At 70.1% G+C, this 23044-nt stretch carries 21 protein-coding genes; 7 read left to right on the top strand and 14 right to left on the bottom strand.

What is annotated here, in order from left to right; all coding sequences use genetic code 11:
* The first annotated feature begins 5 nt into the window (after positions 1–5).
* The 3 genes from ACZ60J_RS18115 to ACZ60J_RS18105 all read left to right on the top strand — a co-directional run bounded on the left by ACZ60J_RS18115 (position 6) and on the right by ACZ60J_RS18105 (position 3682).
* Positions 6–470, top strand: a complete 465-nt coding sequence (locus tag ACZ60J_RS18115) for an NUDIX hydrolase (RefSeq protein WP_469682950.1) — start codon at positions 6–8, stop codon at positions 468–470.
* Positions 467–679 (top strand): e9imm peptide, encoded by a 213-nt coding sequence (locus ACZ60J_RS18110; protein WP_469682948.1) that lies wholly within the window; start codon positions 467–469, stop codon positions 677–679. Before ACZ60J_RS18115 ends, ACZ60J_RS18110 begins: the two co-directional genes overlap by 4 nt.
* 1440 nt (positions 680–2119) lie before the next feature.
* The gene (locus tag ACZ60J_RS18105; RefSeq protein WP_469682946.1) at positions 2120–3682 is read left to right on the top strand and encodes a hypothetical protein; all 1563 of its coding nucleotides are present in this window, start codon (positions 2120–2122) and stop codon (positions 3680–3682) included.
* A 182-nt stretch (positions 3683–3864) separates the two neighbouring features.
* Here ACZ60J_RS18105 and ACZ60J_RS18100 read toward each other — a convergent pair whose 3' ends face one another.
* From ACZ60J_RS18100 to ACZ60J_RS18085, 4 genes are all read right to left on the bottom strand, one after another.
* Positions 3865–4158 (bottom strand): hypothetical protein, encoded by a 294-nt coding sequence (locus ACZ60J_RS18100; RefSeq protein WP_469683275.1) that lies wholly within the window; start codon positions 4156–4158, stop codon positions 3865–3867.
* Entirely contained in the window at positions 4158–4877 is a 720-nt protein-coding gene (locus ACZ60J_RS18095; RefSeq protein WP_469682944.1) for a GntR family transcriptional regulator, read from the bottom strand. Before ACZ60J_RS18095 ends, ACZ60J_RS18100 begins: the two co-directional genes overlap by 1 nt.
* The gene (locus tag ACZ60J_RS18090; protein WP_469682942.1) at positions 4874–5098 is read right to left on the bottom strand and encodes a hypothetical protein; all 225 of its coding nucleotides are present in this window, start codon (positions 5096–5098) and stop codon (positions 4874–4876) included. Before ACZ60J_RS18090 ends, ACZ60J_RS18095 begins: the two co-directional genes overlap by 4 nt.
* 251 nt (positions 5099–5349) lie before the next feature.
* The gene (locus tag ACZ60J_RS18085; protein WP_469682941.1) at positions 5350–5631 is read right to left on the bottom strand and encodes a hypothetical protein; all 282 of its coding nucleotides are present in this window, start codon (positions 5629–5631) and stop codon (positions 5350–5352) included.
* A gap of 79 nt (positions 5632–5710) precedes the next feature.
* On the opposite strand from ACZ60J_RS18085, the gene ACZ60J_RS18080 reads away from it, so the two are divergent.
* Complete coding sequence (locus ACZ60J_RS18080) at positions 5711–6466, top strand: GntR family transcriptional regulator (RefSeq protein ID WP_469682939.1); 756 nt, start codon at positions 5711–5713, stop codon at positions 6464–6466.
* Positions 6467–6536: 70 nt separating this feature from the next.
* Positions 6537–6911 carry a DUF6221 family protein gene (locus ACZ60J_RS18075; protein ID WP_469682937.1) on the top strand — a complete coding sequence of 125 codons (375 nt, stop codon included), beginning with the start codon at positions 6537–6539 and terminating at the stop codon, positions 6909–6911.
* Between the two features lie 213 nt (positions 6912–7124).
* On the opposite strand, the gene ACZ60J_RS18070 is transcribed toward ACZ60J_RS18075, so the two are convergent.
* The 6 genes from ACZ60J_RS18070 to ACZ60J_RS18045 form a co-directional block, all read right to left on the bottom strand.
* Positions 7125–7538, bottom strand: coding sequence for an FAD synthase family protein (locus ACZ60J_RS18070; RefSeq protein ID WP_469682936.1), 414 nt, complete (start codon positions 7536–7538; stop codon positions 7125–7127).
* A gap of 176 nt (positions 7539–7714) precedes the next feature.
* Positions 7715–10492, bottom strand: a complete 2778-nt coding sequence (locus tag ACZ60J_RS18065) for a S8 family peptidase (RefSeq protein WP_469682934.1) — start codon at positions 10490–10492, stop codon at positions 7715–7717.
* 449 nt (positions 10493–10941) lie between these two features.
* On the bottom strand, positions 10942–12558 hold the full coding sequence (locus tag ACZ60J_RS18060) for a phospholipase A2 (RefSeq protein ID WP_469682932.1): 1617 nt from the start codon (positions 12556–12558) through the stop codon (positions 10942–10944).
* 208 nt (positions 12559–12766) lie between these two features.
* Positions 12767–13336, bottom strand: coding sequence for a transposase (locus tag ACZ60J_RS18055; RefSeq protein ID WP_469682931.1), 570 nt, complete (start codon positions 13334–13336; stop codon positions 12767–12769).
* A gap of 47 nt (positions 13337–13383) precedes the next feature.
* Complete coding sequence (locus ACZ60J_RS18050; RefSeq protein WP_469682930.1) at positions 13384–13557, bottom strand: hypothetical protein; 174 nt, start codon at positions 13555–13557, stop codon at positions 13384–13386.
* A gap of 186 nt (positions 13558–13743) precedes the next feature.
* Positions 13744–14034: a hypothetical protein gene (locus ACZ60J_RS18045; protein WP_469682928.1), complete on the bottom strand. Its 291-nt coding sequence runs from the start codon at positions 14032–14034 to the stop codon at positions 13744–13746.
* Positions 14035–14314: 280 nt separating this feature from the next.
* On the opposite strand from ACZ60J_RS18045, the gene ACZ60J_RS18040 reads away from it, so the two are divergent.
* Entirely contained in the window at positions 14315–15292 is a 978-nt protein-coding gene (locus ACZ60J_RS18040; protein WP_469682926.1) for a helix-turn-helix transcriptional regulator, read from the top strand.
* Between the two features lie 143 nt (positions 15293–15435).
* On the opposite strand, the gene ACZ60J_RS18035 is transcribed toward ACZ60J_RS18040, so the two are convergent.
* From ACZ60J_RS18035 to ACZ60J_RS18020, 4 genes are all read right to left on the bottom strand, one after another.
* Positions 15436–16062, bottom strand: a complete 627-nt coding sequence (locus tag ACZ60J_RS18035) for a sortase domain-containing protein (protein WP_469682925.1) — start codon at positions 16060–16062, stop codon at positions 15436–15438.
* 222 nt (positions 16063–16284) lie between these two features.
* On the bottom strand, positions 16285–16494 hold the full coding sequence (locus ACZ60J_RS18030; RefSeq protein ID WP_469682923.1) for a hypothetical protein: 210 nt from the start codon (positions 16492–16494) through the stop codon (positions 16285–16287).
* Between the two features lie 123 nt (positions 16495–16617).
* Positions 16618–18528, bottom strand: a complete 1911-nt coding sequence (locus tag ACZ60J_RS18025) for an MFS transporter (RefSeq protein ID WP_469682922.1) — start codon at positions 18526–18528, stop codon at positions 16618–16620.
* 144 nt (positions 18529–18672) lie between these two features.
* Positions 18673–20433, bottom strand: a complete 1761-nt coding sequence (locus ACZ60J_RS18020) for a D-alanyl-D-alanine carboxypeptidase family protein (RefSeq protein ID WP_469682920.1) — start codon at positions 20431–20433, stop codon at positions 18673–18675.
* A gap of 1792 nt (positions 20434–22225) precedes the next feature.
* On the opposite strand from ACZ60J_RS18020, the gene ACZ60J_RS18015 reads away from it, so the two are divergent.
* A complete protein-coding gene (locus tag ACZ60J_RS18015; protein ID WP_469682918.1) occupies positions 22226–22960 on the top strand; it encodes a GOLPH3/VPS74 family protein in 735 nt (244 codons plus the stop codon).
* Positions 22961–23044 lie beyond the last annotated feature (84 nt).

Genomic DNA, 23044 nt, shown 5'->3' with positions numbered 1-23044 from the left:
CTCCTATGCTCCTGTACATGAGTACGGGTTCCCCGCAGGCCAAGTCAACGCCACTGCACTCCGTGTCCGTAGCCGGGGCAGTGCTGCGCGAGGACGGCCGACTCCTGGCGATCCGTCGCGCGGACAACGGGAATTGGGAACTGCCGGGCGGAGTCCTCGAACTCACCGAGTCACCGGAGGCTGGCGTCCGCCGCGAGGTCCTGGAGGAGACGGGCATCGAGGTCGAGGTAGACGAGCTCACCGGGGTCTACAAGAACACCACCCGAGGCATCGTCGCCCTGGTCTTCCGCTGCAAGCCGTCAGGCGGCACCGAGCGCACCTCTGCGGAATCGACCGCGGTCGCATGGCTCACCCCAGAAGAGGTCACTGCTCAAATGTCCGAGGTCTACGCGATCCGCCTCTTGGACGCCCTAGACGACGCAGGCCCCCATGTCCGCAGCCACGACGGCCGCCAGCTCGTCACTTCATGACCCGCGTGGAGGCCGTGCGCCTGGTCCAGCAACTCATGGACGGCGACATAGCAACCGCGGATGAGGGCAGCGCGATCATCGAAGCCCTGGAACTGGGCCTACGGTGCCCGCACGTCAGTGACTACATCTTCTACCCAGGCCCGGGACAACACCCTTCCGCCGAGCAGGCCGTCGAACGAGCCTTGGCCTACCGCCCGATCGCCCTCTGATCCCGAGGCCATGCGGTAAGAGTTTCCCTACTTCATCAAGCACCCGGCTGCGCTCCGCTCCGCCGGGCGGGCTTCCCGGCTCCGCTCCGCGCGACGCTCCTGCCTTCGGCCCGCTCCGCGCGCGCTGCGCCGACGCCCGCCCCTGTAGGCGGGTAGGCCCAAGGGCATGAGTCGAGCCCTACGGGCCGGCGGTGTCATCACTCAAGGACATGCCTCCGGCGGGGGCGCTCCGACTCCGGGATGCGGGGGCCAGTCATGCGGCCCCCGGTGCGTCGGGGTTCGGGGTGGGGGCTGTCATCCCGCCTGCCGTCGTCCCAGGGCAAGCCGTAGCAGACCAGCCGCCAGGGGCCCAGGTCGTTCGTCCAGCAGGGCGCTCCACCTGGGCCCCTGACGACTGCCCCGCTACCACTACGTGTGGGACGACGGCAGACGGGATGACAGCAGGGCGCTCTGTGGCTAATGCCCGGCGTTCCTCTACTTCTGCAGTCGGTACCTCAGTACCGGGGTTCCATCGGCGGAGAAGGCCATCTCGGGCGTCAGGGGATTGGGCGCCCAACCTTGCGAAGCAGCGTAGGCAAGGGGCCCAGACGCGGGCGCGCCAGTCGGTATGTCCATGTGGGCAACCAGGGGGTTGCTCTGGTCAACGGTGATCGGGTGCTGATTCATGCCGATGAGCGTAGGCGTGGACCGGCCGGTAGCTAAGCGATTTTACCGGCGAATTTAGACGCACCCCGCGCCTTGCCGTTGCGTCCGTGGAGCGGCAGACGGATCAGGGCGTGTCCGTGCCCTTTCCGTGCCCGTCAGGTGGGGAAACAGCGGGGACTCGTGGTCGCCAGCGGAGAGCACGCATAGAACGACCCCTGACCGTTTTGGCTGGTCAGGGGTCGTTCACCTGCGGTGGGTGTGGGATTTGAACCCACGGTGACTCGCGCCACGACGGTTTTCAAGATCAGTTCTGCCGCACATCCACCCATGCCCCTGGCCGACGGCGAACCCACCCCGCAGCTCCCGGTCCACACGCTACCCACGCACAATGCCCGCAGCACCCTAGCTCAAGAGGCCCCACGCCACCCGCGGCAGGGTGACCGCTGTCCGCGTTCGTTGTGCACAGGCCGTGAGCCCTGCCCCCTCCTTCCGTTTCTAGATCACTTGCCATGCACAGCAGTGAGCCAAATCAAGGCGATCACGAGTATGTAGGCCACGTGGCTTTCACTGCCATTTGCAGCGAGGTCAGTTAGCAGACCGAGAAGCGCCACAAGATCGGTTCGCCCCTGAGGCCCTTGCGGGTCAGCACCCCCTGAGTACAGCTGCACTACACCCTCCTCGGCGTTCGTTCCAGCCGATCTGGAACTTGCTTGATGTTCGCCCGCGTTGAGGGTGTTGCCGCTAGTGTCACGCGTTGCCAATACCTGCAACACCAGATTCGCCACTGGAGGGGTCGTGACAGGAAGCAACCTACAGACGCTGGACGACGATCTGTCAGCGGAGGCTCGCGCGCTGGCAGAAAGCCTGCGCGACTTGTTCATACCGCTTCAGATCTCCGTGAGGCGATACGCAGCGCGGTGCCACACAGATCCGGGCACGATCTCGCGGTACCTCAACGGCAGCCGAATCGCTCCCTGGCCGTTCGTTCGTCAGCTCCTAGTCGAACTTGGAGAGGTGCGACAGAACCCCGTACGGGCCGAGGTCCACGACCACGTTCGACAACTACACAGGGCAGCGTTGCACGCGAGCAACAGAGGCCGCTATGAAGTGCAAAACCTTCAGGACCAGCTCGAACAGGCAGACCGCGTACACCGCCAAGCCAACCTTCGAGAGCAAGCCTTGCTTGAAGCGTTGCAGAGCCGTCAACGGCGCATCGCAGAACTGGAGATGCGCCAGCAGGAGATCGAGGCGTCCCGGGAGCGGGAAAGCTTGCAGAGCTCTGCGACCCTGGCCAGACTTGAAACGAACTCAGAGAGCAATACCCAGGAAATAATTCGTCTACGGCGGGAGATCGCCGATCTCCAGCTGCAACTAGATCTAGCCAAAGAAGGCGCTGCCGAATCAGAGGCAAAATGCTTGAATCTGGAACAGAGACTGGAGGAAGCCGAAGCTAGGGCGGAGTCCGGATCCGAATCACGAATTAACGAAGAACTCGACAGCGCATTGCAACAGGTCACAGAAGCCCGAGCCGAATCGGAACGACTCCGGCGACTTGTCGAGGAGTTGCGGGATCGACAAAACGAATCAGCAGCTCAAGCGCAGCGACGCAAAGAAAAAAGGCTAGAAGAGGTCAGCGCACTAATTTCCACCCCACCCAAAGACCTGGCAAGTCAAATCTTGCAACTATCCGCAACTCGAGAAGAAATGGGATACCGCTCCCTTCTTCGCGAAATCGGCTTGCACTACCCCGCGGATTCCATTGTCGAGCTCACAAGGGAACTAGAGAAGAGTGACCAGAATGACGCAGCCAGGAAAGTACTGGTATCCAGCGCGGAGCGCGGCACGGAGGACGTCCTTTCGATATCCCTTGGATGGGGCTCGGAATATTCATCCGATGGCCTGCTACAGCACGGCCACAGTGTGATCTCTTGGCATGTATGGGATCGACCTCCGTCCTGCTTCACTCAAATCATTGAAGCAATCAGGGACTCGCACGCGGCCAACTCTGAGGAACTAGAGGAGGTCGCATTCTCTTCTGCGGCAGCAAATCAGAGCAGCGCAGGATTCGCCGCGATCCTGGCCGAGATATCCCCCGATGATCGAATTAAACTGGCTGGGGCGGCTGGGGCCCATCGAGACCCCAGCAAGATCGCGGGACTCGTAATTCGACTTACGGAATCCGAGCAACTAGAGTCAGTTGATAAAATCCTGAATGAAATAGTGCAAGTGCGCCCGTCCGCAGCTCGGCAACTGGCCAGAAATTTTCACTCACTAAATCTCGACGGGGAGGCGTTCCGGCTGGAAGAAAAGCTGAAAGAAATAACCTCCGACACCGCCACCGCCACCGCCACCGATTAGGCCACTCCTGAATATCTGACCTGCGCAAACGCCAGGAACGATGGGGCGTCCAGAGCCATTTGTCAGTAGCAGGCAGACGTACACGCTGGAGCCCCCAGAGATCTCTGGGGGCTCCAGCATCATTGGGGTGGCTAGGCCAAGGCTGCTGCCTGGCGACAAGCTTCGGTCCGTTCTACGCGGGCTTAAGTGGTGGGTATCGCAAGGCGGTGGCCGCGGCTGGTGGCTACGCGGATCGCGTTCCTCAGGGCTCCAGCCAGGTCCGTCGTCAGGAGGCGGAGTTCGTCAGGATCCACCTCCTCGTCCGCGAGGACTTCGAGGGCGTGGTCCAAGAGTTCGGAGCCCAATCCCAGCTGCACCGCTTCGGTGTTGTCGGCGAGGCGGGTCAGGTAGCCGGCGTTGTCGTCGGCGCTCAGGAAGCAGGGCTTGCCGTCCGGGCCCGACCAGGGCAGGAGTCGCAGTTCGCTGTGGGGTGTCATCATTCCGACCTCCTGGCTTTGGTCGCGTGGTGGGTGGTGAAGACTGCATCGGCACGGTCGCCAGGGAGCACCAAGAGGGCTGCCTCGACCACGCGGCCGGCGGTGTCGGTCCCCACGCGCTTAATCGAGAGGACGGCCAAGGTCGAGCTGATGCGGAGGGCCGTCACTTCGTCCGGGGTCGGGAGGCGAGTGCTGACCGTTTCCCGGACTTCGGCCAGTGGCGGGCGCAGCTGCTCCAGCCGTGCGGCTAAAAGCCCTTCGGGGATGCCTGCCGGCGCCAGCTCACGGGGCATGTAGATGCGGGCAAGGCTGTGCGGTGACTTCCCCTCGTGGCTGATGCAGAGGAACTCCGTCAGAGGGCTGTGGGTCGTGACCTTGAGGAGGGCGGTCAGGTGGCCATGTGCTCGGAGGTGGGTCGTGCGGACTGTGGTGCGGAGGGGTTTGTCGCTCTGGGCGCTCAGCATGGATCCGCCGCCGACGTACGTGATTCTGCGGAGCCGGTGGCGGACGAAGTTGCCGGTGCCGTGGATTTTCTCCACGAGGCCTTCGCCCTGGAGGAGTGCGAGGGCGTTCCGGAGTGTGGGGGTGCTGACCTTGTAGCGGGCGGCGAGTTGAGCCTCTGAGGGGAGCCGCTCACCGGGCTTCAGGTGGCCCGTCGCGATCTGGTTGCGGAGGTCTTCGGCGATTGAGTGGCGGCGGGAAGGTGCGGGCTGGGTCACCAAGGCCTCCGCATGCGGAGGGCGACCAAGCGGGTGCGGGCGTGCATGGTCAGGAGTTCGCCCGACTCGAAGCAGAGTCGCTTTGCATTGGCGGGGAGTTGGATCAGGTCGATGACGCGGCATGGCTGGCCGCCTACCTGGATTACGTCGCCGCGTTGGACGGTGGTCGAGGTGATCTCGACGTTCGTCGCGAGGGCGCTGCTTGGGGTCCAGTCACTCACTGGGTCACCCGCCGCTGTTCGGAGTGGTCGTCTGGGGTGTGGCAGGGGCAGGCGCAGGCTTCGTAGATTACGGGTACGCCGACCGGCGCCGTGGCCGGGGCCGACTGCGCGCACTCGGGGTGGGTGCCGATCGCGCACGACGTCGAGCGGTAAGGGGAGGCCTCCCTGCCGGGTGGTGGGGCCGACCGGAGGGGGCGGCCGCTGGTGCGGGCGGGGGTAGGGACCATACGGTTCGACATGCTGATCAGCTCCTACTGCTGTCGGCCAGGTCCCCGGACGTCGCCCGTCGCGGGGACCGCTTTGCGTACGGCGGCCCAGAGGGTGCGGCCGGTCAAGCTGCTGGCTTGGAGCCCGAATTGGTCGGCCTCCGCTACCACTTCCAGGACCTCCCGCCATGTGCAGGCGGGCAGCGCTTCAGGGACTTCCGCTTCGATCGCCGTGTAGTGGGCGTGGGCCTCCAGTCGTGTGGTCAGGCCCAGGGCGGATAGGCGGGAAGCGATGCCCTCCGCCCTTGCAGATTCCGAAGCGGGCACCGAGTTGCCTCCGTTGCCGGATGGACACGTTGAGTGAAGCTAGTTAACTAGATTAGAGCTAGTGGACTAGATTTTCTACATGCCTGAGCAGCCGCCTTATCTCCGTATCGCCGACGTCCTGCGACAGCGGATCGCGGAGCGTGTGTGGACCGTTGGCGATCGGCTTCCGTCGCGGGCGCAGATCGCCGGGGAGTGCGGGGTCGGCGAGAACGTGGTGCGTCGGGCGCAGGAGCTGCTGATCGCCCAGGGTGTGTTGGAAGGTCGGACCGGGTCGGGTACGTACGTCGCCGAGGCCCGTCAGCGGGTGCGGGTCGTTCGGTCGTCAGCGCGCGAGCAGCCTGGCGCGTCCCCGTTCCGCGCGGACATGCAGGCTCTGGGGCGGCAGGGGAACTGGGAGAGTCGGACCGAGGCGAAGGTGCCCGCGCCAGCCGAGATCGCGGCGCGGCTCGGTATCGACGCTGGGGCGCTGTGCGTGCGGACCGTGTACGAGTTCCTTGCCGATGGACGGCCGGTACAGCTGTCGACGAGTTGGGAGCCGTACGAGCTCACCGCGGGGACGCTCGTCGTGCTGCCTGAGGGTGGGCCGCATGCCGGGGCGGGCGTCGTGAACCGGATGGCCGAGATCGGGATCACCGTCAGCCATGCTGTGGAGCAGCCGGAGCCGCGGCAGGCGACGGCCGAGGAGGCGTCGCTCCTGGGTATCCAGAAGGCGGCCCTGGTGACCCACATCCGACGGACGTACTACAGCGATCAGGGGCAGCCCGTGGAAACGGCCGACATCGTCGTTCCCGTCGCGCTCTGCGAGATCGTGTACGAGGTCCCGATCAGTCGCTAGCTGGTGCCGTCTACGCGGGGCGCCGCGAAAACGTGGAGCTGAAGGAGCGGGCGCGGCGCATCATGGCGGCATGACAGACCGTCTTTGGGAGTTCTTGCGCGCACGAATCCAGGAGGATGGCGCGACCGCTCACCAAGTCCTGGGGGATGCCGGCGCCACAGGCCCTGGGAAAACGAACCTTTCAGAGCTAAACCCGACCGTCGCCGCGTACATGGACCGTCATGGCCCCGCGCGCGTTCTTCGCGAGGTGGAGGCCAAGCGGCGAGTGTTGGGGCGGCACGTTCTGAGTCCCGCAGGCGGGGATCCTGAGCTCCCCTGGGAAGACCGGAACGATTGCCAGTACGACGGGGAGGAGTGGCCGTGCCCGGACCTGCTGGACTTGGCGCTGCCCTACGCCGACCACCCTGAGTACCGAGGCGAGTGGGACCCCGCCAGGTCGCCCTGAGCACCCCTCCGCTGACATCCAGACCTGACATCAACGGGCCCGGACAGGCACGGCGTTCTACGGTTGGTGATGGCCTGAGCGCGGGGCGGCTCGGGAGCGCCCACACGGTGTGGATCGAACTCCTAAAGCGGGTGTCGCAGGTTCGAATCCTGCCGAGGGCACATGGCAAAGGCCCCCAGCCGATCTTGGCTGGGGGCCTTTGGTGTCTGGGGGTCAGAGGTGGTTGATCAGGTGGTGGAGGGTGGTGCTGGGGGTGTGGGGGGTGGTCGGGAGGTAGATGACCTCTACGCCCAGGGTGGTGAAGTCGCTTTCCCAGCGGGCCGCTCGGGGGGTGCCCTGCCAGTCGTCGCCCTTGAAGAGGCGGTGGAAGCCGATCTGCTGCCAGGCGTCCAGGTTTTCCAGGGTGGGGTCCACGATGGCCTCGTCCACGCAGCTCATCGAGCGGACGACCTCGATCCGCTCGTGGAGGGGGATCACCGGGGGGAAGCCCTTGTGGCAGGAGGCCTCGTCGGTCAGTACGCCGGCCACCAGGTAGTCGCACTGGGACCGGGCCTGCTTGAGCAGGTTGAGGTGGCCGATGTGGAAGAGGTCGAAGACGCCTGACGCGTAGCCGATGAGCTGAGACACGGGGGTCCTCCCGGGGGCGCGGTGGCGCCGGCTGCGTGGTGGGGCCGGACCGGTGGGGTGCGGCGGGGCGGGGTGGTGTGGCGCGGGGTGGAGTGATCTTGCACCATGCGCCGTTGGTTGGTAAAGGCCCAGTTCAGGGCCGGGAGGGAGGGCTTTGGCCTCCCTCCCGGGGCTGGTCAGGCGGTGGACCAGCCGAAGGCGGTGCCGGCGGCCGGGAGGCCGTTCTGGCCGGGCTGGTGCGTGGTGACGGTGCCCGCGGCGCCGGTGCGGCCGGCCGTCGTGTTGCCCCACGGGAGGGCGTGGACGGCGCCGAAGGCGGTGGCGTTGGGGACGCCGATGCGCAGGGCGGAGGCCGTGGCTCCCAGGTGCGAGCCGATGGCGTGGCCGGCCGTCGGGGTGCCGGGGAGGCCGGAGGCGTCGCCCGCCTGGATCCACGCGTCGGCGTCACCGGGGGCAGTGGCGAGCGGGTCGAAGGTCTGCACCGCGCCCGCGTCGGCGGCGCCGCCGACGTCCTTGCCCGGGATGCCGACCGCGAGGACGAGGCTCGCGGGGGTGGCGGGTGCGTCGGGGGCGAGGTTGACCAGGGCCACGCTCTGGCCGAGCTGGTCGTTGGCGGCGGCCGTGCCGATCACTCCGGCGACCTCGGCGGTGATGGAGGCGACCTTGGTGACGACGCCCGCACCGGTGACGCGGAGGGTGTAGGCCTGGCCCGCGTGGTCGACGGGGGCCGAGGCGACCGTCAGGCCCTCGCCGGGCACGCCCACCGCGAGGACGGTGTCGGTCGCGGAGCTCGCGCCGGCCGGGGTGTAGGCGACGGCGGCGAGGGAGCCGCCGAACAGGTCGCCCGCCTCGGCGAGGCTGGCGAGGATCGGGTCGTTCTGGTTGAGGCCGATGAGGGGGGTCGGCAGGCCGCTCGCGTTCAGCTCGTGGGTGAGCAGCTGGATGTTGCCCGCGTCGGCCGCGGTGCCGATGGCCTCGTTCGGGGTGCCGATGACGATGTGGTTCGCGGAGGCGGCGATGGTCGAGCCGAACCGGTCGCCGGCCTCGTTGTCGCCGTCCATGGCGGGCTTGTTCTGGTCGGTCGCCACGTTGGTGGTCCCGCGCAGGTAGTAGACGCTGCCGGCGTCCTTGACGGCGCCGATGTCCTTGCCGGGCGTACCGATCAGCAGGTACGGCTGGCCCTGGGCGGTGTACCCCGCGGCGACGGCGTGGCCGAAGCGGTCCTCGGCGACGGAGGCCGCGGCCTTGACGGCGCCTTCGCCCGTGCCCTGGACCAGGTTGAGGGCGGCCTTGCCGGTGGTCAGGCCGCCTGCGGCGCCGTAGAGGACGGTGACGGCGCCGGCGTCGGCCTCGCTGCCGACGTCCTCGCTCGGGATGCCCACGACGAGGTCGGAGCAGCCGTCCTCGTCCTGGTCGACGGTGGCCAGGTTCTCGCCGAAGGAGTCGCCGGCTTCGGCGTCGTCCGGGACGGTGGCGAGGTCCTGGTGGAACTCGGCCGTGCCCTTGCCGCCGCCGTAGACCACACGGACCAGACCGGCGCCGGCGTCTCCGCCGACGGTCGCCTTGGGGTCACCGACGACGGTGTCCTCGATGGCGTCGCAGTTGAAGTCGGTGAAGCGGGGGCGCAGGGGTGCCGCCGGGACCTCGACCTTGAGGCGGGGGGTGACCGCGCCGGAGTACGTGATGGGCGTCCCGCTCTCCTTCAGCAGGGTCTCCAGCTCGGCGAGGGTCTTGCCGGGGTGGGTCTGCCGCAGGATCGCGAGGGCGCCGGCCACGTGGGGCGCGGCCATCGAAGTGCCGTTCTTCGAGGCGAAACCGCCGCCGGGGACGGAGGAGGTGATGGCGGTGCCCGGGGCGAGGAGGTCCAGGAGCGGGCCGCGGTTGCTGAAGCTGGAGAGCTGGTCGTCGTCCGTCGTCGAGCCCACGGTCAGTGCCGAGGGCACGCAGCCGGGGGCGTTGACGGCGTTCGGGTAGCCGTTGTTGCCGGCCGCGACGACCGTGGCGACGCCCTGGGCGAAGAGGGTGTCGATGATCGGCTTACGGGCATCCGTGTTGCAGGCGGCCGTCCAACGACCGCCGCCCAGCGAGAGGTTGGCCGCGATGACGTTGGTGCCGGCGCTCTTGAGGGCCGAGACCTTCTCCAATGCCTTGATCTGCGAACTGGTGAAGCTGAGGACGCAGGGGCTGGCGCCCGGTCCGCAGTAGGTGTCGGAGGTGAACTTGGAGAAGACCTGCATGGCGATGATGTCCGCGCCGGGCGCGACACCGCGTGCGGGGGCTCCGGCCACGCCGGCTCCGTTGCCCGCGGCTATGCCGGCGACGTGGGTGCCGTGGGAGCAGCCGGCTCCGACGGTGGTGCAGGGGCCGCTGTCGGCGTCGGCGCTGCCGGTGCCGTGCTGCTCGGCGGTGCCGTCGGGGCACAGGCTGGTGGCGCCGTAGGCCTCGTCGGTGACGGAGAAGCAGGCCTCGGCCTTGACCCGGCCGGCCAGGAAGGGGTGGTTGGTGGCGACACCGGTGTCGAGGATCGCGATCGTGCTGCCCGCGCCGTTCTTCCCGGCGGCGACGGCCGCGTCGCTGCCGATCTTGGCGGTGGACTCGTTCAGCGTCGCCTCGACGGGGATGTCCTCGGTGACGCTGACGACGCCCGCCATGGCGCTCAGCGAGTCCAGGCCGGAGCGGTTCACCCGGAGGGTGACCATCGGCAGGGTCTCGTAGGAGACGAGGACCTCGCCCGCTTCGGAGGCGGAGGAGAGTTCCGACCGGCCGTCGAGGACCACGTTGACGCGGACGGTGCCGCCGTCCTGGGTCTCGTCGAACAGCGGCGGGTCGATGGCTCCGTTGTCCGCGGCGAACGCCGGGCCGGTGCCCGACACGGGGTTGAAGCCGACCGGTACGGCGGTGAGAACGGCGGCTACTGCCGAGGCGGCGAGCACGACCCGCATGGATCTCTTCACTCGTGACTCCATGGGAGGGGTGGGGACGGGGACGGGACTACGGGGCGCGGCCGGGTCGGAGGCCAAGGGCGCGAGGTGGAGCGGAAGTTCATGGGGTGGAGCGGGAGCGGGAGCCGAGGTGGGAGCGGGCGCATGAGCGGGGGCCTGGAAGGCGAGGGCTCAGGGGGAAACGCGGGCTCCGGTGACTCCGGCGGGCTCCGGGGGCCGGGGCCGGGCCCGGGGCCAGGGGCTCCGGGGCTTCCGGGGCCTGGGGCCAGGGGCTCCGGGGGACGCAGGGGCCCGGGCGCCGGACGGGTCGGGCGCCCGGCCCCTGCGTAGTCCTTCGAACGGTTCCGTCCGGGCTCTTCAGTCGGACGGTTCCATCAGGTGGTGCGGTCGAACGGGTTCAGTCGGACGGTGCAGTCGGACGGTGCAGTCGGACGGTTCCGTCAGATGGATCGGCGGGCCGATCAGGTGGCGTTGGCACCGTTCTTCGGGTGGCCGTACTTGTAGACGAAGGCGTAGTAGGTGGCGGCCAGGTTCCTGCAGGTGCTCTGCGTCCACGAGGCGTAGGCCGGGCAGGTGTTGTAGCGCAGCAGGTTGTAGAACGCGGCGTCGGCGTTGTAGCCCTGGTTGCGGTCCAGGTACCAGCCGTAACCCTTGTAGCTGTTGCCGATGGTGCCGTAGGCGTAGTCGTGCGCGTCACACGCGGCGCGGAAGTCGAAGCCGTACGGACGGTCGACCGAGCTGGTGCAGTGGTCACCGTCGATGCCGCGGACCCAGGAGCCGGTGGGCGTCTTCTTCCAGGACGGCCACTTCCAGCCGTAGTGGGCGACCACGGTCGAGCAGTTGCCCCAGTACCGGATCCACGACTCCGGGGAGGAGCAGGCGCGCGGGTAGGCCTGCGGGTCGGTGATCTCCCCGTCGACGAAGTTCTCGGAGGGCGGGCTCACCCCGTTGGGGTGCTCCTGGCCGCCGGGAGCAATGGAGCCGGCGTCGGGGATGCCGCCGCTGGTCTCCTGGGCCTGCGGGGCCGCGGCGTCGCCGGCGAACGTCAGCTGCCAGTCGCCGCCGTCGCCGCTCGTCAGGGTCGAGAGGCGGTCGGCGCCGTCGTAGGTGTAGGAGCTGAGCTCGCTGCCCGCGGCCGGGTTGGTGACCTCGCGGAGCAGACCGGAGGCCTCGTAGGTGTAGCGGGCCAGCGTCTCGACGGTCTGGCCGGTGGTGACCGTGATGTCCTTGACCTGGCCGGCCACGTCACCGAGGGTCGTGCCCGCCGCGGTGGTCGCGGTGGCGTAGTTCAGGGCGAGGGACCGCGCCGGGTGCTCGGCGCCGGCGGGCTCATTGACGGTGGCCACGCGGCCCTGGGCGTCGTAGGAGACCTGGGTGGAGTTGAGCGCCTTGGTGCCGACGCTCGTGACGCGCCAGGTGTCACCGGTGCCGGACACCTGCTTCCAGGTGTACGTGGGGCGGAGGTCGGCCTCCGGGATGGCGGCGCCGTTCGCGTCGACGGGGCCGCTGTCACCCTCGGACGCGGCGCCCATGCCGATCTTCAGCGTCTCGGTGATGCTCGACTTCATCTCACCGGCGAGGTCGTCCCACGTCACGTTCTCGACGATGGTCGAACCGTCGGACGAGGTGTAGGTGTTGATGCTGCCGCCGCCCGGAGCTTCCAGCGAGTCGGTCATCTCGTAGCGCACGGACGCGCTGTTGTCGAGGTCGGTGGTGACGATCGCACCCGACTCCTGGACCAGCTTGCGGTTCAGCTGGCCACCGACGAACTCGGCCTGCCAGCTGGGACCGAAGACTCCGAGGTCGGAGCGGGTCTGGGGGGCGTCCTGGGCCTGCGAGACGCCGACCGCCTGGCCGGTGATGGTGTGCTTGCGGCCCATGAGGCCGGCCGCGACGTCGCCCTCGAAGATCTGGTAGCTGTCGTTCGTGGACGTGTAGAGGCCGGGGCCGATGCTCGTGACCTCGCCCGCGGAGAGGGGGGCGCTGGGTGCCTCTTCGGCGGCGGAGGCCGAGAAGTTCTGGGGGAGCAGCAGGGCCATGGACATGGCCGCCACGACGGGGAGCGCTGATCTGCGCACGGTAGACCTTTCGATGGTGTTCGGGTGGGGTGCGGAAGTCTGTGTGTTGCCGAGGCCTGTCCCGTGACGCTGCCGCTGTTCGTGGGCAGGGCTCTGCCCGGAGGCATGGCTGTGCCACGGGGGTGGCGTGGAGGGGTTCAGGTGAGGGGTTCGGGTGCGGCGCGGGCCTGCGGGCCCTGGCCGGAGGGGGCCGGGGTGAGCGGCTCGGTCAGGCGACCCGGGCCTGGGACCGGGCATCGGCCTGGGTACGGGCCTGCATGCCGACCGGGGTACGGGCCTGCGTGCCGGGCTGCGTACGGGCCTGCGTGCCCGCCTGGGTACGGGCCTGCGTGCCGGGCTGAGCCTGGATGTCCGTGGGGGTCGTACGGATCGTGAGCTCGGTGAGGTTCGTGAGGTCCGGCCTGCGGGACCGGGCCGCTTCGGCGACGTGTTCGGCCCAGTCGCGTACCGGTGCGGAGATCTGGGGCGTGGCCCGGGCGGTGGCCGCCATCCGGTTCCACAGGTCCTCCTCGCACCACTGGCCGAAGCGCCGGTGGGCGTTCTGCCAGGAGACGGGGAAGGACTTCGGTAGTGCGCGCCAGGATTCGCCGCTCACCAGGATGTACAGGACCGCTGCGAACACGGCTTCCTCGTCCGTCCTGCGGGTGCCGCCTCCTTGGGGGCGGACCGTGCCGGTGGCGAGCAGGTGTCGTGCGAGCGGCCAGAGGGCCGTCGGGGACAGCCAGGCGAATCGGCCGGTGGTGCGGGACGGTGCTCCCCGCCGGGCCGCTGCGGTCACCGTCGGTGCCTCGCGGACCTTGTTCCCCCCGGACCGGAGGCCGGTGCTCAGCTGTCCGCTCCGTTGGGGATGACCGGGGCGGGGGAGTCCCAGCGCCAGTCCGCCTGGTGCGTCGCACCGTCCGTAGCGGTGATCTGCGCGGCCACTCCGGTGACGGCTCCGGTGAGGAGTGCGGTGGCGCTGACGGCGACGAGCGTGGCGGCCTTGAGACGGCTAAGCATGACTGGATTCCCCCGAGTTGAGCGGCGTTTCCTGCTGACGTGATCAAGGTTGCCGCAGCCGGAGGGGGCGATCCAGGGGTCTTGGGTGTCCTGGACCCGACATGTCTTACACAGGACAGGGCGGCCTCGGAAACGCCTGTCGGAGCGGTCGCCAGGCCGGCTGCCAGGCGGTCGACAGGCCGACGGTCAGACCGGCTCGTCGAGGACCAGCAGCGGCACCTCGGCCTTCAGCAGGGTCCACGCCCCGGCCCCGGCCGTACGGCGCGCGGCGAGGTGCCAGGCCACCGCAGCCCCGTGCTCGGCGGCGTGCAGGTCAGGGGCCTTGAGGTAGACGCCGAGCACCGGCTCCCCGTCCGCGCGCACGTGCCGTACGGCCATTTCGACCGCCGGCTCGACCTCGGAGAGGGCGGCCTCCACGCCGGGCGGCAGGTCGCCCGCCCCTGGAGGGGCACTCAGGTACAAGTGGACGAGATACATGAAACCTCCAGATTCGCTGTTGTTTCCACATCAACCGCGCGTCGTCGGCGGGAAGCCGACCGCCCCTGGCCGAGCAGGGGGAGAACCGGACAACCGGCATGGCCGCATTCGTCAGATCGGCCGGATTTCTCCGCTGGATTCCGTGCCGAGCGCCCTTCGATCGGGCGGCCGATCAAGCTAGCCTGACGACCGTAAACAGGGCACGTGAGCTGCACTGATATGCCATGCATGGTCTTCCAGGGGGTGGGCGGCAATGTTCGGTCGACTAGAACTCGATGACGTGACCGCAACGGTCTATCGAAACAAACTGGCCAATCCCCAGGACGGTGTCCTGGAGCTGGCAGCGCGCCTCGGGCTGGCCCCGGAGGACGTACGCCGCTCACTGGCCCTGCTCAGCGAGATGGCGCTGCTGCGCGGCGGCGGGGGCGATCCCGAACAGGGCCGCGCCATCGATCCGCAGCTCGCCCTCCAGCTCCTCCAGGCCCGCCAGCAGGCCGAACTCGCCGCCCAGCAGCAGCGCATGGAGGCCACGCGGGCCGCGGTGGTCGGCCTGATGGCCGAGATCGCCGACTCCTCGTCGCAGGAATCCTCCCGATCCGGGATCCGGTACCTGGAGGGCATCGACGCGATCCGGGACCAGATCGAGCTGCTGTCCGCCGGGACCCGCTCCGAGGTGCTGTCGTTTGCCCCCGACTCGCAGATGTCGCAGGCGAGCATCGAGGCGGCCCGGCCGCTGAACCTGCGCAACGTCGAGCAGGGCATCGTGATGCGGACCATCTACCTCGACAGCATCCGCCACGACAACCAAGCCCGTGAGTACGCGACCTGGTTGGAGAGCGTCGGCGCCCACATCCGCACCAGCCCGGTCCTGCCCAACCGCCTCACCATCGTGGACCGCCGCAGCGCCCTGGTGGCCGTGGACGAGAAGAACACCGCGGCCGCGGCGGCGCTGGTGACCAGCCCGGGCCTCATCTCCCTGCTGGTCACGCTCTTCGAGCACATCTGGGAAGCCTCGACCCCGCTCGGGCCGACGGCGGCGCCGTGCGATCCGGAGCTGCTCACGCGCCAACAGGCCGCGGTGCTCCAGCTGATGGCCGAGGGCCGGACGGACGAAGCCATCGCGCACAGCCTGGGCGTCTCCACGCGCACCGTGGGCCGGGTGATCACCGGGCTGCTGACGCACCTGGGCGTCCGCAGCCGGTTCCAGGCCGGAATGCGCGCGGTCCAGTACGGATACCTGTCGCACTCCTCCCACTGACACGACGGCACCCCCTCCTCGTCCTGGTCACTGCCGGCCGCCGACGATAGACCCCCGACCCGCCCACGGGTCAAGGAACTGTCTCGGGTGGTCGGCGCGAAACCGGCGGGGGCCAGCGGCCAGGGGCCAGGGGCCACGCAGGATCAGGCCACCAGGTCGGCGTAGAGGATCACGTTGTTGGTGCGGTGGCCGTTCTCGATCTCGCCGCCGCAGGTCAGCAGGCGCAGCTCGGGGCGGTTGGTCTCGCCGTAGACCTTGTCGGTGGGGAAGTCCTTCTTCGCGACGTCCTCGATCTCGCGGATCGCGAACCTGGCCGTCTTCCCGTCCTCGCGCGGCACCTCGATCAGGTCACCGAGCTTGATCTTCTTGACGTTCTTCATCACCGCGGGCCCGTACTTCGTGTCGAAGTGCGCCACCAGGACGGCCGCCCCCTTCTCGCCCGGAGTCACGCCCTGGGTCCACCAGCCCGGGTTGTCCGCGTCGGTGTCCGCGTTCGGCACACCGAGCTCGCCCGTCGCCGGGTCGACCGTGAGGCCGACCATCTTCTTCGCGTCCACGCCCGCCGCGTCGATCTTCATGCCGGTCGGCTTCGACCCCGGGAGGGCGGGCGCCGCCTCGCCCGTGCGGGCGGGGGCCGCCGTGCTGCCCACCCGGGGGTCCGGCGGCAGCTCGGCCCCACCGCCACCGGCGGTGCCGCACGCCGTGAGGGCCCCGCACGCGGTCAGGGTGGCGAGCGCCGCGACGACGGCGGTACGGGCGGTGGCGCGCATGAGTGTGTCCCTCGGGTCGGCGTCGCCTGCGGTGGCGACGACCACGACGTTACGAGGGCCAGGTCAGGGTCCTCCGTCGGGAACGTAACAGCCGACCGGACACCACCCCGCGAAGCCGTTAAGGGCCGGGCAGGGCGAGGGACGAGGGCAGACGAAAGCCCTTCCGGCCTGAGCCGGAAGGGCTGCATCACGAGGTCACGACGTCACGACGTCACGACGTCCTCAGCTGAGGCCTCTGCTGCGCTCACCGATGCGGTCGCCCTGCGGGGTCCCGGCCCGCTTGAGTTCCGCCTTCGTGTGCGCTCCGCCCTTGACCTTGCTCCGGATCGGGCCGGAGAAGCCGTGCGTGTGCTGCACGGTGCGGGGCAGGTTGGTCGCTTCCGCGGCCTTCGCGACAGCCGCCTGGAAGTCCTGCTTCTGCTCTTTGCTCATCCCGTCGTCACTCCCTAAAGACTCGGGGCACCCAATCGGACTACTCGGATCGTATGCATATATAGCCCCCCATGCACCCGGACCGGACGTAAAGAATGGTCGATCAAGGCCGGTCGAGGACGGTCACGGCCGCGGCGGAGCCGGCCGCTGCGGCGGCCCCAGCACCTCGTAGAGCAGCTCGTCCGGACAGGGCGTGCCCCGCGGAAGCTGGTACTTCGCCGCGATCCGGTACTCCCCCGGCGCCGGGGCCAGCAGCTCCGTCCACTCGTCCGCGGTCCCGTCCGAGGGCGCCTTGAACAGGCATCCGGCGGTGTTCGCGTAGACCTTGGGCGGGGTCGCCTCGCCCTTCTGCACCGCCTTCCCGGCGGCCTTCGAGGCCTCCGTCTCCTGCGGCGGCTCCACCGGCTTGCCGGCGCCGTCCACCAGGCCCAGCCACGGGGAGTGCGGGATGCGCACCAGCACCCGCCCGGGCTGCTTCACGTCGATGACCAGCTGGTCGGCACTGGCCCGCACCACCGTGGCGGGGCCGGCGACCAGGTTCGTCGGGTCCAGCACCTTGAAGAGCTGCCAGTTCGCGTCGCCCCACACCTGCTGGAGGTACGGGAGCCCCTCGCGCACCAGCTTCGCCTCGTCCCGCCCGCCCACATCGGGTTTGTCGGCGGGCAGCACCACGTAGTGCACGGCCCAGCGCTCCAGCCACTCGCGGTAGCTGTCGGCCGTCAGGGTGTCGTCGTAGAAGACCGGGTTGCGCTCCAGGTCGGCCTGCCGGTTCCAGCCGCGCGCGAGGTTCACGTACGCCGGGAAGGCGGAGGACTCGCGGTGGCTGCTGGCCGGGACCACCTCGACGCGACCCCGGTCGGCGCCCGCCTTCTGGAGCTGGTCCACCAGCGGGGCCAGCTCCCGGCTCCAGGAGGCCAGCGGGGTGGTGCGGACGATGTCGGTGACGCTGTTGATCGTGATCCAGGCGGTGACCCCGGTCAGCGCGAGCAGCAGCCCGTACCAGCGGCGCGTGCGCGGGGCCTCGTACGGAAGGGCGGCGAGCAGCACGACCGCGCCGAAGAGCATCGCCAGCCGGGTCACGTTCGAGCCGACCTGGGAATCGATCGCCCAGGTCAGCGCCACCCCGAAGGCGTAGATCGCGGACGCGGTCCGGACCGTTTTCCAGCTCTTCGGCACGAGGAAGAGCGCGGCCAGCGCGCACGCGAGCGGCAGCGCTGCCGAGATCAGCTTCATCGGCTGGGTCCCCGAGAAGGGGAACAGCCAGGAGGACAGCCCGACGACCGCCGCCGGGGCCAGGCCGATGGCGTACGCGCCCGGGCGCCGGCCGTTCAGGAACAGCGCGGCCGCGATCACCCCGAGGAAGAGTCCGGCGACCGGGCTGCAGGCGGTGGCGATCGCCGCGAGCGGAGCCGCCGCGGCGGCCTTCGCCCAGCGCCGCTCGGCCCATTTGCGGGGCCAGCAGAAGACGGCGGCGACGGCCCCGAGCGCGAACATCGCGCCGAGTCCGAAGGTGACGCGGCCCGACACGGCGTTGCACAGCAGCCCGTACACCCCGGCCAGGGCGGGCCACAGGGGTTCGCGGACGGCTCCCCGGCAGCGGGTCAGGATCATCGCGAGGAGCCCGGCCGAGACCGTGCCGGCGATCATCATCGTGGTGCGGACGCCGAGCACGTGCATCACGTACGGCGAGACCACGCTGTACGAGACCGGGTGCATGCCGCCGTACCAGGCGAGGTTGTACGCCGAGTCGGGATGGCGGCCCACGAACTCGGCCCAGGCGTCCTGTGCGGCGAGGTCGCCGCCGCTGTTGGCGACGGCGAAGAACCAGATCACGTGCAGCAGCCCGGCCAGCGCGGTGGCCACGGCGACGGGGTGCCGGCGGGCCCAGGCGAGCGCACGGGCGGGGGCGCCGCCGGCCGGCCCGGGGCCGGCCTGTGGGCTCGGGGCGCCCGGGGCAGCCGGATCCCGGGGCGGAACCTCGCCCCGGCCACGGGCCTGCTCCCGGCCCTGTTCCTGCCGCTCAGCGGTGGTCACGCCGACGTACTCCCCACTCCGGTCCCTCGGGTGCGTCCCCAGGGTGCATCCCCTCGGGTGCGTCCCTCGGGTGCGTCCCTCGGTTCGTAGACGCGGTCCGGCACCCCGGGGTTGCCCCGGGGTGCCGGACCCGCTCCGTGCGCGTCAGCCGACGCGCGTCAGCTTCTTGCTGATGCCGGGTGCGGTGAGGTCGCTCTGCAGCGCCACCGGCACCTTCACCTGGCTGGCGCCCTCGCCGACGGTCAGCATGCCGATCTCCGAGCCCGCCTTGGCGGTCTGCGGGAGCTGGGTGGCCCCGTCCGCCAGCTTGATGGCAATGGTGAGGGTCGGCCAGCCGACCGCCTCCACGTCGGCCGTGGCCACGACCGGGACCCGGGTGCCGAGGCCGTCGTCCACGTAGCCGACGACGGAACCCTTCTTGAGGACGGGCGCTGCCGTGAGCATCTTCTGCGTGGCCAGCATGACGTTCTTGCTCGCCGCGATCGCGGTGCCGAGGATCGGCACGCCGTGCTGGCCGAGGACCGCTCCGACGATCAGCTGGTTGGTCTTGCCGACCTTCTTCTCGGCGGCGAAGAGCAGGTTGCCGCCGGCCTTGCTCGTGGAGCCGGTCTTGATGCCGAGCGAGCCGTTGAACGGAACCAGGTCGTTGTAGTTCCGCCACTTCTTGCCCGTGGGGTCGATCCACTCCGGCTTCTTGGTGATCGCGATCAGCTCCGGCATCTCGACGATCTTGAGGCCGAGCTTGACCTGGTCCTCGGCGGTGCTGACCGTGGTCGCGTCCAGACCCGAGGGGTCCGTGTACGTGGTGTTGGTCATGCCGAGTTCCTTGGCGGTGTCGTTCATCTTCTTGACGAACGCCTCCTGCCCGCCGTCCCAGCGCGCGAGCAGTCGCGCGACGTTGTTGGCGGACGGGATCATGATCGCGTTGAGGGCGTCCTCCTGGGAGATCTTGTCGCCCTCCTTCAGGTTGTTGACCGTGGACTCGCCCTCGGTCTCCTTCTTGCCGTCCTCGACCGCCGTCTTGTCGACGGGGATCATCTGGCCCTTCTCCCCCTTCTTCATGGGGAAGTCCTTGAGGATGACGTAGGCGGTCATGGCCTTGGCGACACTGCCGATCGCCACGGGCTTCTGCTCCCCGAAGGTCCCTACGGGGCCGAGGCCGGCCGCGGCCATGTAGGCCTGGCCCTCCTTCGGCCACGGCAGGGACGGGGCCCCGCCCTCGAAGGTGTACGAGGTGTTCGCGGTCACCTTCAGCGTGGGGTTGGGGAGCGGTCGCACCAGCTGGACGACGGCGAGCACCACGGCGAGGAGCACCAGGATGGGCGCGTAGATCTTGAACCGGCGTACGGCGGTCCGGGCGGCGCTCGGCGGCGGGGGCGGGTTGTTGGTGAGGTCCGCCAGCATGTCGAGCGGCGGCTTGGGCGGCAGCGGCTGCTGCGTGGTGCGCTCCGGGGACTCCCGCGTCACGGGGGTCCGCACGCCGGGATCGATCGGAGTCCGCACGGGGGGCGTGGCGGGGGGCGTGCCGGGCACGCCCGTGGACGGCCGGACGGGGGGCGTGGCGGCCACGCCCGTCGACGGCCGCACGGGCGGGGTGTCGTCGCTCCGCAGCGGTACGAAGGTGCTCGCACGCTCCGCGCCGACCGGCGGGGCGGGGCGGCTGCCCGCGGCGCCCTGGCCTCCGGCGGCGGGGGTGGCCGGGTTGGCGGTGCCCGGGGTGGCGGTGCCCTGGCCTGCGGCGCCGGGCTTGATGGCCCGGAACACAGCCGTCCGCTCGCTGTCGGCGGGCTCGTCGTCGGCCGGAGCGGCCGGAGCCGGGGGCTTCACCGCCCGGAACACCGCGGTCCGCTCGCTGTCCTCCGCCGGGCCGCCGTCGCCTGCTGCGGGCTTGACCGCCCGGAACACCGCGGTGCGCTCACTGTCGGAGCCCCCACCGGAGGCGGGGGGCGGAGTCTGAGTACGCGAGGCAGCCGAGCCGCCGGAGGCCGCCGGAGCGCCCGTGGACGGCCGCACACCCGACGAAGCCGGAGCGCCAGCGGCACCCCCGGACGGCCGAGTCCCGGCCGCAGCCGGACCGCCGGACCCTGCGGGAGCTCCTGCGGAACCGCCGGACGGCCGAGTGCCCGACGAAGCCGGGGCGTCGGAAGCCGCCTGGCTGCCCGAGGCGGCCGGAATGCCCGAGGCACCCCCGGACGGGCGAGTACCGGCCGCGGCCGGACCGCCGGAGGCCGCCGAAGCGCCCGACCCCGCCGGAGCGCCTACGGAACCCCCGGACGGCCGAGTACCCGGCGCAGCCGGAGCATCGGAAGCCGCCTCGCCGCCCGAAGCAGCCGGGGCGCCAGAAGCCTTCTGGCCGCCCGAGGCAGCCGGAGCGCCGGCGGTGCCCGTGGACGGCCGAGTACCGACCTCAGCCGGGCCACCGGCCGCCGTCGGAGCGCCCGACCCTGCCGGAGCGCCCGAGGTGCCCCCGGACGGCCGGGTGCCCGGCGCAGCCGGGGCGTCGGAAGTCGGTCGGCTGCCCGAAGCTGCCTCGGTGCCCGGGGCCGCCGGAGTGCCCGAGGCGTCCGCGGGCGGTCGGATGGCCGACGGAGCCGGGGCGTCGGAAGCCGGCCGAGCGCCCGGCGCAGCCGGGGCGTCGGGAGTCGTCCGGGCAGCCGGGGCCGTCGGAGTGGCCGACGGGGGCGGGGTGACCGGGGTGCGGAACACGGCCGTGCGCTCGCTGTCGGCCGGGGCCGAAGCGGAATCCTCGGAGCGGCCGGTGGCCGTCGGCGGCGCGACCGTGCGGAACACTGCGGTGCGGTCGCTCTCGTCCGGCGCAGCGCCGGCCGCCGGGACGGGGACGGAACCGGAGCCCGCGGGCGGAGCCGTACGGAACGACGCCGTGCGGTCGCCCGAGGCGCCGGAAGCGGAACCCGAAGGGGAACTCGTACGACTGCTCTCGACCTGCGCAGCGGCAGCCGAGGAATCGGCAGATTCGGAATCCCTGGCGCCGAAGGCGGTCGTACGGTCGCCGGCCGCGGGAGCGGAAGGGGCGGCGGGGCCGGTCGTGTCCACGCCGTCGGCGGGAGCGGTCGCGGGCCGGGCGGCGTCCGCGCCACCCGCACGCGCGGAAGCGGAATCACCGGATGCGGCGGAATCCGCAGAACCGGCGGAGTCGGCAGCCGGGGGCGTCGCCGTGCGGGACACCGCCTTGCGCTCGCCCTCGGCCGGCACGGCAGCGGCTTCGCCGCCCCCGGAGCCCGAAGCCGCCTCCGGCGGCAGCGCCTCGAAGACCTCGGTCCGCGCACCCGGCGCAGTCTCCGCGGCCGGCGCGTCGGCCGGCTCGTCCTCCGCCGTGGCCACCCACGCGGCCACCGCTTCGCGCAGCGGATCGCGCTCCGTGGAACCGTCCGCCCCCTCTTCCGAGTCCCTAGGGCGGAAGAGCGATGCCCTCGGGTCACGCCCCTCGGACGACTCCGCCGTCCCCGACGTTCCTTCATCAACCGACTTGTCGGGGGACTCGCCCGCCACCAGTTCCTCCTCGTTCGCCTTCACGTCCGGCTGTCCGAATGTCTAACAGTGTCCCGTCTAGGGAGCATCGCCCCCGTGCTAGACGAGAACGACATAGCTGATGGTTCCCCCACAAAGCGGCCAGGCGCTCTCGACAGATGAATGTGAGAGGCGTCACCCTGTCACTCATCCACGCGGGGAGGCATGGATGGGCAAGAGCCGCAGAACAATTCCGGAGGAGCTTCTGCTGCTCGCTTTGGACCCGGCCACGGGTACCACGGCGCAGCCGCAGTCGCTCGACCTCGGCCTGGCCGGGGCACAGCTAGTGGAGCTGGCTCTGGCAGGACGGATAGCCCCTGATGGGGATCGTATCGCCGTGGTGATGCCACGGCCGACAGGAGATCCGACTCTGGACTCCGCACTGGAACTGCTGCGCAGGCGCGGCAGCCCGGTTCGGGCGGTCCACTGGATCGGCGGACCCCGCCTGGGGCTCCGTCAGGTTTACCTGGCGCACCTGGAGCGCTGCGGCATGGTGCATGCCGTCGCGGGCCAGATGTGCGGGGTGCTGCCGACGACTCGCTACCAAGCGACCGACACAGCGATCAGCCGGGAGATCCGTGGCCGGCTGGACAGTGCGATCCGCACCGGCGTACCGCCGGACCCGCGGACCGCGGCGCTTGCCGCACTGGCCCACGCGGTCGGACTCGGCAAGCACCTGTACCCCGGCAACGAGGGGCGGTCGTCCAGGTCCCGGCTCCGGGACCTGATCCGGCACGACCCGATGGGCGGACTGGTGGCGCACGCCGTCATGGACGTCCAGAACGGCGTGGCCGCACAGCCGCGCCGCGACCGGGCACCGGCCCAGCCCGCCAGGGCAACGGCGGCAGCCGTTCCGCTGCAGCCGCGCCGGACCGGTGCGATGGCCCGCGCGGCCGCGCACTGATCCACCGGCAGGACACGTAGGGCAAGCAGCACACGCAGGACAGGCAGCACACGCAAGGCGAGCAAGACAGCAGCGCAGCAGCAT

The organism is Streptomyces sp. NPDC104226 (genome assembly GCF_055584085.1).
Note: the sequence above shows the minus strand (reverse complement) of the source record. Positions and strands in the feature narration are given on the sequence as shown.

Bases quoted from the DNA above. Each gene is read 5' to 3' on its own strand.
- ACZ60J_RS18110 (WP_469682948.1), top strand. From the start codon at position 467: ATGACCCGCGTGGAGGCCGTGCGCCTGGTCCAGCAACTCATGGACGGC.
- ACZ60J_RS18115 (WP_469682950.1), top strand. From the start codon at position 6: ATGCTCCTGTACATGAGTACGGGTTCCCCGCAGGCCAAGTCAACGCCA.
- ACZ60J_RS18075 (WP_469682937.1), top strand. From the start codon at position 6,537: ATGACAGACCGTCTTTGGGAGTTCTTGCGCGCACGAATCCAGGAGGAT.
- ACZ60J_RS18035 (WP_469682925.1), bottom strand. From the start codon at position 16,062: ATGCGCGCCACCGCCCGTACCGCCGTCGTCGCGGCGCTCGCCACCCTG.
- ACZ60J_RS18015 (WP_469682918.1), top strand. From the start codon at position 22,226: ATGGGCAAGAGCCGCAGAACAATTCCGGAGGAGCTTCTGCTGCTCGCT.
- ACZ60J_RS18100 (WP_469683275.1), bottom strand. From the start codon at position 4,158: ATGACACCCCACAGCGAACTGCGACTCCTGCCCTGGTCGGGCCCGGAC.
- ACZ60J_RS18050 (WP_469682930.1), bottom strand. From the start codon at position 13,557: ATGCTTAGCCGTCTCAAGGCCGCCACGCTCGTCGCCGTCAGCGCCACC.
- ACZ60J_RS18080 (WP_469682939.1), top strand. From the start codon at position 5,711: ATGCCTGAGCAGCCGCCTTATCTCCGTATCGCCGACGTCCTGCGACAG.
- ACZ60J_RS18045 (WP_469682928.1), bottom strand. From the start codon at position 14,034: ATGTATCTCGTCCACTTGTACCTGAGTGCCCCTCCAGGGGCGGGCGAC.
- ACZ60J_RS18030 (WP_469682923.1), bottom strand. From the start codon at position 16,494: ATGAGCAAAGAGCAGAAGCAGGACTTCCAGGCGGCTGTCGCGAAGGCC.